The sequence below is a fragment of the Variovorax sp. 278MFTsu5.1 genome, from assembly GCF_048305045.1.
In the GTDB taxonomy this organism is placed as follows: Bacteria; Pseudomonadota; Gammaproteobacteria; order Burkholderiales; family Burkholderiaceae_C; genus Variovorax; species Variovorax guangxiensis.
Genome location: NZ_CP157622.1, coordinates 2,159,032 through 2,171,719 on the forward strand (window position 1 = coordinate 2,159,032; position 12,688 = coordinate 2,171,719).

A 12,688-nucleotide genomic window follows, 5' to 3' on the forward strand; every position below is an offset into this window, starting at 1 on the left:
CGGCGCGCAGCAGGAGTACTCAGGCCTGCTGGACGATCGGGTTGCGCAGCACGCCGATGCCCTCGATCTCGACTTCGCACACGTCGCCCGGCTTCATGTACTGCGGCGGCTTCTTGCTCCAGCCCACGCCGGCGGGCGTGCCGGTGATGATCACGTCGCCCGGGCTGAGCGTGAAGATGGTGGAGGCATAGTTGATGAGCCTGGGCACGCTGAAGATCATGTGCCCCGTGTGGCTGGACTGCACCACCTGGCCGTTCAGCCGCGTCTCGAGCTTGAGCTCGCGGCCCGGCGCGATCTCGTCGGCCGTCACCATCCAGGGACCGAAGCCGCCGGTCGACTCGAAGTTCTTGCCCGAGGCGATCTGCTTGGCGTGGAACTGCCATTCGCGCACGCTGCCGTCGTTGTAGCAGGAGTAGCCGGCGATGTGGTCGTATGCATCGGCTTCCGCGATGTTGCGGCCGCCCTTGCCGATGATGACGGCGAGTTCGCCTTCCCAGTCGAGCGAGTCGGACACGTTCGGCCGCACGATGGGCTGGTTGTGGGCCGTCTGGGAGCGCCACACGCGCAGGAAGATGGGCGGCTCTGCCGACAGCTCGCGCTGCATGCCCGCGGCCAGGACCTCCTGGTGGTGATCCATGTAGTTGCGCACCGCGCAGACGATCTTCTCGGGACGCGTGATCACCGGCAGGTAGGTGATGTCCGCCAGCTTGGCGACCACCGGCAGGCCTTCCACATGTTGCGCGGCGTGCAGGTAGTCGCCGGACGCGATGTAGTCGAGCAGCGTGGGCTGCTGCGGGCGGGACTGGGCGAGTTCGACGACGCCGTCGCCGACGACGGCGCCCCAGGTTTCGCGACCTTGGTGCAGGAAAGAAAGCAGCTTCATGGAATCTCCGTGGAATGGGAAGGGTGGATGCGGTTACTGAACGGCGCCGGCGCTCATGGCGCGGCAGGTGAACGGGCCTGGAACTGGGCCTGCCACTGCTCCAGCGGCATGAAGGTCGGGTCGCTGCGGCAGATGGCCTCGGTCTCGCGCATCAAGGTCTCGTCGTCCTTGCTCAGGTCCAGCGGATCACCGTGCGGCTGCGACACGTAGAACGGCATGTCCACGTAGATCTCGACCGTGTTGCCTTCGGGGTCCTTCAGGTAGATCGATAGCGCGTTGCCGTGGTTGAGGCCGCGCAGATCCGTAGCCCCGCGTTCCAGGGCCCGCTGCGAGACGTCGCGCAGGTGCTGGATGCTGGGCACCACGAAGGAGATCTGCATCACCGTGCTGAAGGTCGCATCCGCCGGTCGGCCCGAGGCGAGCACCAGCTGATGGTGTTGATCGGGGCTCGCGCTGGTGAAGACCAGCTGGTTCTTGAAAGTCCTTCCCACGCCACGGTCGGTGACGGTCAGCTCGAAGGTCTCTGTGTAGAAGGCGACCATCTTCTCCAGGTCGGTCACGAAGATGCCGAAATGGGAAGGCGTGGGTCTGAGGACCTTGAGCATGCTGTCTTGTCTCCGACGAAAGCGGTGTTGTTATGGAAAACGGGGCGATCCGGTCGGGTCAAGGGACCGGTGGCACCCCGTCCTTGAGGATGGCCTCGACGTTGCGCAGCGTGCCGAGCATGTGCTCCTCCAGCAATGCGCACGCGGTATCGGCATCGCGCTTGAGCGCTGCATCGAGGATGCGGCGGTGCTCGTTGGTCTTGCGCTTGAGCGTCTTGCGAAAGCGTCCACTGAAGCGGCGGTACCTTTCGGCCTGGTCGAACAGGCTCTCGCTCCAGCGAAGCTGCCGTTGCGATGCGCAGGCCGCCAGCAAAGAAAGGTGAAAGCCGCGGTGCAGATCGGCCCAGGTGTCGTCCAGGATCACGGGACCGTCGGACAGGCGCGACTCCACCAGTTCCAGCCGGTGAAAGGCCGCGACCACATTGCCTTCCCATGCGTCGTCGCCGCGCTGGATCGAATCGCGCAGCGCCTGCACGTCGAGCATCAACCGCATGTGCGTGATGTCGGCCATGTCGGCCGCCGACAGGAGCGCCACGCGGAACCCGCGCCGCTCGTCCGCAGTGACCAGCCCTTCCTGCGAAAGCCGGCTGAGGGCCTCGCGCAACGGGCTGCTGGAGAACCCATAGGCGTTCTGCAGATCGTCGACCTTGAGCTTGGCGCCGGCCGCAAAGGTGCCGCTGAGCACGTCGTGCCGCAGCCGCGCCAGGGCCTGATCGACCAAGGTGGGTTCTCGCTGGGCTGTCTGCATTTTCTGCATGGATTGCATTTTGTGCATAAAATCGACTTTGTCAATATTTTGTTGGGATCCTGATGATGACTGCTTCCCGTTTGGATGTCGTTCCTTCCGCTGTTCGCCTTCTCGGCATTTCCGGCAGCCTGCGCCGGGGCTCGTACAGCACCATGCTGTTGCGCCACCTCGCGGCGCGGCTGCCCGCCGAAGTGACGCTGCAGGTGGTCACCCTTGAGGAAGTGCCTCTGTACGACGCCGATCTGGACGGCGCAAACCCACCGGCAGGCGTGGCCGCACTGAAGGCCGCCATCGCAGAGGCCGACGGCCTGGTGCTGTGCTCGCCCGAATACAACTACGGCATCCCGGGCGTGCTCAAGAACGCCATCGACTGGGCTTCGCGTCCGGCATTTGCTTCGCCGTTGAAGGGCAAGCCCTCGCTGGTCGTCACGTCCTCGCCCGGCGCACTCGGCGGCGTGCGGGCGCAGGCGCAAGTCAGGGATGCGCTGGCCGCCACCCTGGCTCGGCCGCTGTCGCGCCCGCACGTGGCCATTCCCGTCATCGGCTCGCGCTTTCGCGACGGCGAACTCGTGGATGCCACCGCCCTGGAAATGCTCGACGGCGCCGTGGCCGATCTTCTTCAGGAAGTGCGGTTGATACGCGCCGCGACGGAAGCGGCGTGACGAGCCCCTCGCGGCAAAGCTCGCCTGGAACTGCCCTCACTCGATCGTTCATCGTCATGAAGAAGACCTGCTGGACGCCACTGTTGATCGCCGCGCTGCTGATGCTGCTCCTCCAGGGCTGCGCGTCGTTGCCGCCACCTTCGCAGAGTCGGCAGGCCGATACATCCATCGCGGCCAGTACCGGCACCGCGCTTGGCCGCATCGCAGCGCAGAGCGTTCCTGCAGGAGAGTCGTCGGCCTTTCGACCGCTGCCCTTGAGCGCCTACTCGATGGATGCACGGCTGGCCTTGGCACGCCACGCCCAAAGCTCGCTGGATCTGCAGTATTACCTCCTGCAGAACGACGTGACGGGGCACGTGCTGCTGCAAGCCGTGAAAGATGCGGCGCTTCGCGGCGTGAGGGTGCGCGTGCTGGTGGACGACATGTACACGGCCGACAGCGACGGCATGTTGCTCGCGCTCGCGGCGTACCCCAATGTGCAGGTTCGCCTGTTCAACCCGTTCCCGGCAGGTAGGGCCTTCGCGTCGACGCGCTGGGCATTCTCATTGCTCGACTTTTCGCGCGTGAACCATCGGATGCACAACAAGATGTTCATCGCCGACGGTGCCTTCGCAGTCGCTGGCGGGCGCAACATCGCGAACGAGTATTTCTTTCACGACAAGGAAGGAAATTTCCTCGACTTCGATCTGCTGCTCGCGGGAGCCGCGGTGCCGAAGATGCAGGCCATCTTCGACACCTACTGGAACAGCCCGCACGTCTATCCGCTCCATGAGATCGAAGTTAGCCGGGAGACGCCGCAAGCCCTGCGGGATTCCTTCGACAAGCTGGTGGCCGACGGCGAAGCGGCTTACCCAACGCCGCCGCCGGATTCGCCAGACCTGCTCGGCTACAGGCCACTGTCGGGCGACCTCTCGAGGCCCGTGCCGCTCAAGATGCTGTATGGGCATGTCGACGTGTTTGCCGACAACCCCGAGAAGGTGGGCGGCCGTGCCGAGCAGGGCGACGACGCGAGTACCGTCACGTCGCGGGTGATCGAGGCGATGCGTGCAGCCCGGTCGGACATCGCGCTGTCCACTCCCTATTTCATTCCTGGGCAGCGGGGTCTCGCGCTGTTTGGAGAACTGCGCCAGGCAGGACGGCGCATTTCGCTGCTGACCAATTCGCTCTCATCGAACGACGAACCGTTCGCGAGCGCAGCCTACGCCAGATACCGTGTCCCGATGCTCAAGCTGGGGGTGGAGATTGACGAAGTCGACGCGAGCCAGCTCAAGCAGCTTGCGATGCGCACCACAGGCGTGCCTGACGATGAGGCCGGCGCGGGCGACGCCAGGGCGGCATCCGGAATCACGGCCTCGTCGCTGAAGAATGCGGTGGGACGTTCGCATGCCAAGCTGCTGGTGATCGACCGTCGCAGGAGCTTTGTCGGGTCCATGAACATGGATCTGCGCTCCTCGCGCCTGAACACCGAGCTCGGCCTGATCATCGATTCGCCAGCACTTGCCAAGGACATATTCGGGCTGATCGACGGGGCGCGCGCATCGGGTACCTATCACCTGCGCCTGCTGGAACCAGGCGATCGGCTGCAGTGGATCAGCACCGGGAACGGCACCGAAGAAATCCACGACCATGAGCCTGAAGTGGGACTGGGAACGCGTCTGCAGCTGCTGTTTTTCTTTCCATTCGTCAACGAAGGTCTGCTCTAGTCTCCTGCGGGGGGCTCGTGCCCGCGCCTGCGGCGTTCGGCCCGCGTCTGCTCGAGCGCGGCATGACCTTTCCTGGCCGCTGCTTCGCATCTTTCATGCAGAGCCGTCAGTTCCTGGTCGGTGAGCTTCTCGATCCCCATGAATTCGTTCTGCGCGTCGGACGAGCGAATGAGTTCGTCGAGCTTGGTCTGCAGCGCCACGCCGTCGCGGTTCTGGGTGTTCTGGATCAGGAACACCATGAGGAAGGTCACGATGGTCGTGCCGGTATTGATGAGGAGTTGCCACGTTTCCGAGTACCCGAAGAACGGTCCGGCGATGGCCCATGCAATCACCACAGCCACACAGGCCAGGAAGGTGAGGGGGCTGCCAGCGATATGGGCGATCCGGTTGGCGAAGCGGGCGAAGATGTGGTCCATGGGGTGAAACTCTCCTGCGGCGGAGAGCGAGATTGGCCGGTGCCGCGGTGCCCGAACGTCGGCCATTGCCGCAAGAAGCCTGCAGGAAAGATCCGGAAATGCGTCAGCGCCGGCCGGACGAGTCGATGTCGATCTCGCCGCTGCACGCGACGCTCGCTCATGCGCTCTCCGGTGTGCGGAGAGCTTCTCTGTCATGGGGAGGTAGAGCGTCGCCATTCACCCAGTGGCGTCGTGGGCTGAACTTGAGCGTCGTTGTGGCGGAACCTATTCTTTTTGCGCCAAGCACCGAGCTGAAAGCTATCGATCTGCCGGAAGGATGGACACGCTTGCTGGAGCTGCAGTAGGCACCCGACGGCCCGTTTCCGGGAAGGCCGAATTGCCCCAGGGGCGCCGTACTCGGTGCGTGCTCGTCCTGACGCAGTGCCCCACACGGGAAGCCGCGCTGGATCTCTTCCAGTTGCGCGCGCAGAGCTATATCGGCGGAATGATCGCGACGCGAGCCGAGACCAGTGAAGAACACCCGGCGCAGCCTTGACAGTCCTTGCACGCGTGCGGGCACGCGCTTGGTGCCGGAGCTGTCCGACAGCGGCGAGTCGCAGTCGTGTCGTAAATTCCGGCTTCCTGCGGTCTCCCTCGCAGGCTTGCTGTAAACCTCAGCCCGGCCCTGCGGCCGGGCTTTTTTTCTTCGGCTTTGTGAAGGCCCTGCGATGCCTTCCACGTGCACGCCGCGCGGGTTCGGGGTGCCGAAGATTTCCCTCTTGAAATTCGCGGCACGTCGCCTATCTTCACCTCCGTCGGAAATTGGTCGACCGAAAAGGAGGTATCGAAATGACCATGAACTTGCTCAAGCAAATCGCCGGCTCTCGCCTGCCTGTCACGTTCTACCGCACGGAGGACATCGATCAGGTCAGGGTGTTGCGCGCCGCCGGGCTCGTCGTCGCCCTGGTGCCATCGCCTTCGGACCCGCTGTCCCTTTCCGGTTCCGCCCTGGCCGCGCAAGTGCTGGCCGTTACCCAGAAGGGGCGCGAGGAACTGGCGAAATTCAACTATCCGGAATCACGACCTCCGCGCTGGCGAAACCGTTTGCCGCGCATCACCGCACGGCTTCGCCCCTATGCGAACGGCTCCTCGCAGCCGACCCGTGCGCATCACCTGCCCCAGTAAGGGCTGCGGCCCATTCCAGGTTTTGTCCGTTCCAGTTTTTTGGAGGTTCAGCCATGTACCGGTCTTTCTTTCCCCGCGACATGCTCGCGGAAATGGATCGCCTGCAGCGGGACATGCAGCAGGCGTTCGATCTGGCCCCCACCATCCGGGGCTTCGGCAGCAACGGTTTTCCGGCGCTGAACGTCGGCACGACCGCGCAGGCGGTGGAAATCTATGCCTTTGCGCCCGGCGTCGACCCGGCCACGCTGGAGGTCCACCTCGAGCGCGGCCTGCTGACGATCGCCGGGGAGCGCAAGAGCGTGCTGCCTGAGGCGGGCGCTAAGGCTGCGGTGCACATCAACGAGCGCTTCGAGGGAGCGTTCCGTCGCATGCTCACGCTGCCCGACGATGCGGATCCCGAAGCGGTCGACGCCAAGCTGCGCGACGGCGTGCTGCGCATCACGGTTCGCCGCCGCGCGTCGGCCCAGCCGCGCCGCATCGCCGTCCAATGAACCCAAGGAGATGAACACCATGAGCAACGACATCCAGACCCGTTCTTCCGGTGCTTCGGACAGCACCGATTCCAGGCAGAAGGCGGCGCGCTACGGCAGCGCGGCGCTCACGCCCCCGGTCGACGTGATCGAGGACGCGGCCGGTATCACCCTCTACGCCGACCTTCCGGGGGTCTCGCGCGAGAACCTGAACCTGCATGTGGAAGCGGAGACCCTGACCATCGAGGCGCAGTCGAGCCTGAGCGTGCCCGATGGTCTGAAGACCAGCCACACGGAGGTCGGGCTCGGGCGCTTCCAGCGCGTCTTCACGCTCAGCAAGGAGCTGGACACCGAGAAGGTTTCCGCCGAGCTCGCGCAGGGCGTGCTGAAGCTGCGCATACCCAAGGCCGAGCACGCGAAGCCGAGGCGCATCGACGTCGAAGTGAGCTGAGCGGCGAGCCGGCACGCGGGACGGCTGCCCCGGCGGCTGTCCTGCGCCGGCTTGCATGCGGCGGGAAATGACTGACAGTGCTCCTGCGGGGTGGACGACACCGTCCCCGCGGCGCGTGCGCACCATGGACTGCAGCGGGCCATTCCGGTCCGTCGGTCGAATGCAGGCGCAAGCCGCCTGTTTCGGCCTTTGCCTCAACTTGAAGGAGCTTTCCATGCCTGACTACACAACTGCCAGCAACCCCGGCACCACTGGATCCGATGAGGTGGTCGATGTACTCGACGACCTTCTCGAGAACGCGCGCGACGGCGAATACGGCTTCAAGGCCTGTGCCGACGAAGTCAACTCCACTCAGCTCAAGCAGGTCTTCCAGGACCGGGCTTCGCAGTGCGCCGCAGCTGCCTCGGAACTGGCGCAGCTGATCCGCCGGCTGGGCGGAAAGGTTGACGACGGCGGGACTGTGAGCGGCGCAATGCACCGAGGCTGGGTGCACGTGAAGGGGTCCCTCGGCGCCGACAGCGCACTGTCGATGCTGGAGGAGTGCGAGCGCGGCGAGGACGCCGCGGTGGCCCGCTACCGCAAGGCCCTGAAGGCGCCGATCCCGGCGGATGTGCGCTCCGTGGTGGAACGTCAGGCCCAAGGGGCCCAGCGCAACCACGACCAGATCAAGGCCTTGCGCGACCAGATGCGCGCGAAAGCGTGAGGTCGCTATGCCCGACGCATCTGAAAAGGCGCCCCGGCGACCGCCGCAGCTGTCGCCGGGGAACATCGACCAGAACCGCGCGGTGGGGCAGGACAGTCCCGCGGAGGGCAGCCGCATGGGGCGCGAAGCCGGCAAGAAGCACGGCTACCCCGGCTCGCGCGACATCGGCACCAACGCAGCGCAGAAGGAGGACGCGGGAGAGAAGCTCCCGCCCTCGGACGCCTGAGCGGCGCGCCCGAGGCAGGCGCAGGCGCGTGCGGCATCCCGGTGGGATCCGGCAACTGCATCGCGCGGCCGGTTTGCCAGGCGTCCGCGCCCGCCGCTACGGCCGGCGCGGCGATGTCCTCCCTTTCCTTGCGCTTCTCCGCGCTGCGCACGCCGAAGCGCCAGTCCCGCTCTTCGACCATGGCGGCATTGGCCCGGCCGTCGGCGGTGAAGCCCATCATGAGCTGCGGCACACCCACAGGCAGTTCCTTGTGCTGGTCGGTGTGCCAGGTGTGAAAAGTCTTGCCGTAGGTTCCGACCAGCTTCTTCATCAGTGCGTGTTCCGCGACAGCAGGAATGTCCGGTGCGATCAGCTGGCCCGATTTCACCTCGTGCGCATGGCTGTGCCAGAGCGCTTTCTCCGCCTCCGGCAGCGTGTTGAAGAGGCTTTCGCTCACGATGTATTCGACACCCATGAGCTTGGCCTGCGTCGTGTTGCCATCGAAGATGACGCACTGGATCACTTCCTCGTTGAGGATCGCGCAGTAGTGGTGTGCCTCCATCTGAGCGTCCATCCGGCCGCTGTAGAAGTGGAAGCCGTCGAGATAGGCGTTGAGCGCCTCGACAGGGGGCTTGCTCTGCAGCAGGACCGCGCCGGCTTCGAGCACCGCGGTATCCGGGCGCTTCTGCGCGCCGGGCACCTCCACGTTCGATGGACCGGGCTCGTCGCCGCAGCCCCGAGCGCAAGAGCGAGCCAGAGCAACGCCGGCGCGCAGCGTCGGTTTCGTGTTCGATTCATGCGATACCTGGGGCCGGGCGTCAGCCTTTGCGGGCGTCGACTTCCGCCTCGGCCTGCAGCCAGTCCTGCACGGCGTCGCCGGGGCCCTCGCCGCGGAGCACATAGGCCTCGTAGGCGGCGCGGCGTATGCGTTCCTCGCGAGCGACGTCCAGGCCCGTGTCCTGGCGCCCGTCCTGCATCGACGGCTGCGACTGCGGTAGTGGCGTGGGCACTTCTTCTGCCGGCGGGGCCTGCGTGGCCGGGGCGGCGGGAGCGGCTGTTACGCCGCCGTTCTTGTTGATGGTCGTTCTTGGCATGGTCACCTCCGGAAAAAGCAATTGATCGTTGAAGAGACTGGCCAAGCTAGGTCGCCGCCGCAGCGGCGGTGTCGGACGGAGGCTCGAACTCGCGCGGATTGGCGGGAAGAAAGAGAAGGGCGAGAAGGGCGAGGACAGACGAAGGACTGTTCGGGCACATCGATCTGTTCCTTCTCCTACACCGCGCGCGGTGCGGGAATGGGAGCGTTCGGCGTTCGATCAACCCAGGAGTTCACCATGACACCATCTCAACGCCAATTCGCGGCAAGCCTCGCCGTCGTTTCCTCGCTGCTCGCGGCGCCTGCCGGCTGGGCCGCGGACCGGCTCGCGGCGGCCGATGCAGCGATGCTCAAGGACATCGCCCAAGCCAATATCGCCGAAGTCGAGAGCGGCAAGATCGCGCTCGACAAGAGCTCGGACGCAGAGATCAAGAAGTTCGCGAAGATGATGGTCGACGACCATTCCAAGGGCCTGTCCGACGTGAAGACGCTTGCGGCCGCGAAGGGCACCGAACTGCCCGATGGCCCGGACGCGAAGCACAAGGCCGTGGCGCTCGAATTCAAGGCGCTCTCGGGCGGCATGTTCGACAGCCGCTACGTGAAGCAGGCGGGCGTCGGCGACCACGAAGCCACCGAGAAGCTGCTGAAGAAGACCCAGTCAGAAGCGAAGGACGCGGACCTCAAGGCCCTGGCCGGCAAGATGCTGCCTGTGGTGCAGACGCACCTTCAGCGCGCGCGCACTCTCGAAGCGGGCATGGCCAGGAAATAGCGCGCAACGCCGCTCTGGCCGGCGGGCATCCGCGATGCGGCATCCCAGGCTGCCCGGCCTGAGATGTCGGATCAGGAAGTCGTTTCCAGCCGGCCAGCCTTGAAGCTCGCCCAGTATTCCCGTATCACCGCCTTCAGCGTGCGCATGCCCTCTGGGTCGCCCTGCCACAGCGCGGAGAAGTACGCCCGGGTCTGCGCCAGCGAAACATCCGGCGGCAACGGCGGAACCGCCGCATCGGTCACCATCTCGAGCAGCACGGGCCTGTCGGCCGCGAAGGCCGCGTCCCATGCGTCGCCGATGGCTTCGGGCGTGTCCACGCGGATGCCTTCCAGTCCCAGCATCTGTGCGAAGCGCGAATAGGGAAAGTCGGGCAGCTCCTGCGATGCCTCGAACTTCGGATCGCCGCCCAGCACGCGCTGCTCCCAGCTCACGAGGTTCAGGTCGCGGTTGTTCAGCACCATCACCACGAGCCGCGGATCGATCCAGTCGCGCCACAGCCGCGCGATGGTGACGAGGCCGTTGATCCCGTTCATCTGCATTGCGCCGTCGCCCAGCAGGGCGACCACCGGCCTTTCGGGGTGAACGTGCTTCGACGCGATCGCGTACGGAATGGCCGGCCCCATGGTCGCCAGCCCGCCGGAGAGGCTGGCCTTCATGCCGCGGCGCAGCTTCACGTCGCGCGCATACCAGTTGGCGGCCGAGCCGCTGTCGCAGGTGATCACCGCGAAGTCGGGCAGGCGTGGCGAGAGTTCCCGGAACACCCGCTGCGGATTGACCGGAGAAGCCGGCACATGGGCGCGCGCCTCGAGCACACGCCACCATTGCGCGACCTGACTCTCGAGGGCTTCGCGCCACGAGGTGTCCTCCTTCGGAGCAAGCAGCGGCAGCAGGGCCGACAGCGTAGCGCGACTGTCGCCCGCCAGGCCCAGCTCGACTGGATAGCGCAGGCCTAGCGCGCGTGCGTCGGTGTCGATCTGCACGCAGAGCGCCTGTCCCTCTTCAGGCAGGAACTCTGCATACGGAAAGGAAGAGCCCACGATCAGCAGCGTGTCGCACTCTTCCATCATCCACGAGCTGGGCCGCGTGCCGAGCACGCCGATGGCGCCCGTCACGAAGGAAAGGTCGTCGGGCACCGCGGCCTTGCCGAGCAGTGCCTTGGCAATGCCCGCGCCCAGCCGTTCGGCCACCGCGATGAGTTCGTCGCCCGCATGCAGCGCACCCGCGCCGGCGAGGATCGCCACCTTGCGCCCGGCGTTCAGGATGTCTGCCGCGTACTGCAGCGCATCGGGCGGCGGCACCACCGACTGCGCCGTGGTGCCGATGCCGCTGTGCACCGTGCCGTGCTCGCGCGGCGGCACTGGCACGGCGGGAAGCTCCTGCACGTCGTTCGGGAAGATCACGCAGGTCACGGTGCGGCGGTCGCGCGCGATGCGCATCGCGCGGTCGATCAGGTGGCGCACCTGCTCGGCGCTGGCGGCCACCTGCACGAACTCGTGGGCCACGTCCTTGAAGAGCGAGACGAGGTCCACCTCCTGCTGGTAGTCGCCGCCCAGCGCGCTGCGCTTCTGCTGGCCGACCAGCGCCACTACCGGCTGGTGGTCGAGCTTCGCGTCGTAGAGGCCGTTCAGCAGATGGATCGCGCCGGGCCCCGAGGTCGCGAGGCACACGCCCACCTCGTCCGAGAACTTGGCGTGCGCGCAGGCCATGAATGCGGCCAGCTCCTCGTGGCGGGCCTGCACGAACTCGATGGCGTCGCCCGCGCGGTCGAGCGCGCCCACGATGCCGTTGATGCCATCGCCCGGATAGCCGTAGATGCGGCGCACGCCCCATTCGTGCATGCGCTCGACGACGAAGTCGCCGACTGTCTTTGCTGCCATGGCGCGCCGCTCCTCAGCCCATGTCGGGCTGGCCGTTGGAGGCCATCAGCCCGCCGTCCACCGGCATCGCGATGCCCGAGACGAAGCTCGCGTCGTCGCTCGCCAGGAAGGCGACCACGGCCGCGATCTCCGAAGGATCGGCGCCGCGGCCCAACGGAATGCGTTCGGCGAACTTCGCCATCAGCGCGCTGTCGTCCTTCATGTCCTGCGTCATGGGCGTGAAGGTGAGGCTGGGGCACACCGCGTTCACGCGCACGCCGTCCTTGCCGTGGTCGAGCGCAAGGGCCTTGGTGAAATTGACGATGGCGCCCTTAGACGCGTTGTAGAAGCCCATCGCCCAGTCGCCGCCCAGGCCAGAAACCGAGGCCGTGTTGACGATGCAGCCCTTGCTGCGCACCAGGTGCGGCATGGCCGCGCGGCAGCCGTGGAACACGCCGCCGGCGTTGACGGCCATGATCCTGTTCCAGTCTTCCAGCGGCGGCTGCGTGACCGTGCCTTCGACCGCGATGCCGGCATTGTTGAAAAGCACGTGCAGCGCGCCGAAGCGTTCGACGGTTGCGTCCACCAGCGCCTGCACCTGGCCGAAGCTGGAAACGTCGGCCACCTTCACCAGCGTGCGTTCTTCCGGCAGATCGCGCGCCACGCGCTGCAGCTTGGCGAGCGTGTCGCCCGCGAGCACCACGCTCGCGCCTTCCTGCGAAAAGCGGCGCGCCGTGGCTTCGCCGATGCCGCTGCCTGCGCCGGTCACGATGACGACGCGATCCTTGAAACGTTGCATATCGTCCTCTCGATCATCAGGGTCGGGTGGGTGAAGGAAACGCGCTTCCTGAATCTCCGAATCCTTCGGGAACGTTGACGATCACGCTGTGCGCGCCGCGTAGGAGATCGACGTGCGTGATTGGCAGTCCCGGTCTTCCGTGGCAACGGGGCGCAGCACCC

At 66.0% G+C, this 12,688-nt stretch carries 15 protein-coding genes; 7 read left to right on the top strand and 8 right to left on the bottom strand.

Going from position 1 to position 12,688, the window contains the following annotated elements:
- Positions 1-19: 19 nt before the first annotated feature.
- The 3 genes from ABL844_RS09720 to ABL844_RS09730 are packed head-to-tail and all read right to left on the bottom strand — an operon-like array spanning position 20 to position 2,263.
- Positions 20-883, bottom strand: a complete 864-nt coding sequence (locus ABL844_RS09720) for a fumarylacetoacetate hydrolase family protein (RefSeq protein ID WP_418131115.1) — start codon at positions 881-883, stop codon at positions 20-22.
- A gap of 53 nt (positions 884-936) precedes the next feature.
- Entirely contained in the window at positions 937-1,488 is a 552-nt protein-coding gene (locus ABL844_RS09725) for a VOC family protein (RefSeq protein ID WP_126024564.1), read from the bottom strand.
- A gap of 58 nt (positions 1,489-1,546) precedes the next feature.
- The gene (locus ABL844_RS09730; RefSeq protein WP_418131116.1) at positions 1,547-2,263 is read right to left on the bottom strand and encodes a GntR family transcriptional regulator; all 717 of its coding nucleotides are present in this window, start codon (positions 2,261-2,263) and stop codon (positions 1,547-1,549) included.
- A gap of 125 nt (positions 2,264-2,388) precedes the next feature.
- On the opposite strand from ABL844_RS09730, the gene ABL844_RS09735 reads away from it, so the two are divergent.
- Together ABL844_RS09735 and ABL844_RS09740 are read left to right on the top strand one after the other, a co-directional pair.
- On the top strand, positions 2,389-2,898 hold the full coding sequence (locus tag ABL844_RS09735) for an NADPH-dependent FMN reductase (RefSeq protein ID WP_418125148.1): 510 nt from the start codon (positions 2,389-2,391) through the stop codon (positions 2,896-2,898).
- A 56-nt stretch (positions 2,899-2,954) separates the two neighbouring features.
- Positions 2,955-4,601, top strand: coding sequence for a phospholipase D family protein (locus tag ABL844_RS09740; RefSeq protein ID WP_418131117.1), 1,647 nt, complete (start codon positions 2,955-2,957; stop codon positions 4,599-4,601).
- Here the strand turns inward: ABL844_RS09740 and ABL844_RS09745 are convergent.
- The gene (locus tag ABL844_RS09745; protein WP_126024568.1) at positions 4,598-5,017 is read right to left on the bottom strand and encodes a low affinity iron permease family protein; all 420 of its coding nucleotides are present in this window, start codon (positions 5,015-5,017) and stop codon (positions 4,598-4,600) included. The genes ABL844_RS09740 and ABL844_RS09745 overlap by 4 nt on opposite strands.
- 828 nt (positions 5,018-5,845) lie before the next feature.
- Here ABL844_RS09745 and ABL844_RS09750 point away from each other — a divergent pair.
- The 4 genes from ABL844_RS09750 to ABL844_RS09765 all read left to right on the top strand — a co-directional run bounded on the left by ABL844_RS09750 (position 5,846) and on the right by ABL844_RS09765 (position 7,805).
- Positions 5,846-6,181 (top strand): hypothetical protein, encoded by a 336-nt coding sequence (locus ABL844_RS09750; RefSeq protein ID WP_126024569.1) that lies wholly within the window; start codon positions 5,846-5,848, stop codon positions 6,179-6,181.
- Positions 6,182-6,234: 53 nt separating this feature from the next.
- Positions 6,235-6,672, top strand: coding sequence for an Hsp20/alpha crystallin family protein (locus ABL844_RS09755; RefSeq protein ID WP_418119687.1), 438 nt, complete (start codon positions 6,235-6,237; stop codon positions 6,670-6,672).
- 19 nt (positions 6,673-6,691) lie between these two features.
- The gene (locus tag ABL844_RS09760; RefSeq protein ID WP_418131118.1) at positions 6,692-7,102 is read left to right on the top strand and encodes an Hsp20/alpha crystallin family protein; all 411 of its coding nucleotides are present in this window, start codon (positions 6,692-6,694) and stop codon (positions 7,100-7,102) included.
- A gap of 214 nt (positions 7,103-7,316) precedes the next feature.
- Positions 7,317-7,805 (top strand): ferritin-like domain-containing protein, encoded by a 489-nt coding sequence (locus ABL844_RS09765; RefSeq protein ID WP_369658938.1) that lies wholly within the window; start codon positions 7,317-7,319, stop codon positions 7,803-7,805.
- 5 nt (positions 7,806-7,810) lie between these two features.
- Here the strand turns inward: ABL844_RS09765 and ABL844_RS09770 are convergent, their stop codons facing one another.
- Together ABL844_RS09770 and ABL844_RS09775 are read right to left on the bottom strand one after the other, a co-directional pair.
- Entirely contained in the window at positions 7,811-8,710 is a 900-nt protein-coding gene (locus tag ABL844_RS09770; protein ID WP_418131119.1) for an OBAP family protein, read from the bottom strand.
- Positions 8,711-8,828: 118 nt separating this feature from the next.
- On the bottom strand, positions 8,829-9,104 hold the full coding sequence (locus ABL844_RS09775) for a DUF2934 domain-containing protein (RefSeq protein WP_184635911.1): 276 nt from the start codon (positions 9,102-9,104) through the stop codon (positions 8,829-8,831).
- A gap of 237 nt (positions 9,105-9,341) precedes the next feature.
- Here ABL844_RS09775 and ABL844_RS09780 point away from each other — a divergent pair, with 237 nt between their 5' ends.
- Positions 9,342-9,872, top strand: a complete 531-nt coding sequence (locus ABL844_RS09780; protein WP_418131120.1) for a DUF4142 domain-containing protein — start codon at positions 9,342-9,344, stop codon at positions 9,870-9,872.
- Between the two features lie 71 nt (positions 9,873-9,943).
- Here the strand turns inward: ABL844_RS09780 and ABL844_RS09785 are convergent, their stop codons facing one another.
- Together ABL844_RS09785 and ABL844_RS09790 are read right to left on the bottom strand one after the other, a co-directional pair.
- Entirely contained in the window at positions 9,944-11,749 is a 1,806-nt protein-coding gene (locus ABL844_RS09785) for a thiamine pyrophosphate-requiring protein (protein WP_418131121.1), read from the bottom strand.
- 13 nt (positions 11,750-11,762) lie between these two features.
- Positions 11,763-12,527 (bottom strand): SDR family NAD(P)-dependent oxidoreductase, encoded by a 765-nt coding sequence (locus tag ABL844_RS09790; protein ID WP_126024574.1) that lies wholly within the window; start codon positions 12,525-12,527, stop codon positions 11,763-11,765.
- Positions 12,528-12,688: the final 161 nt, after the last annotated feature.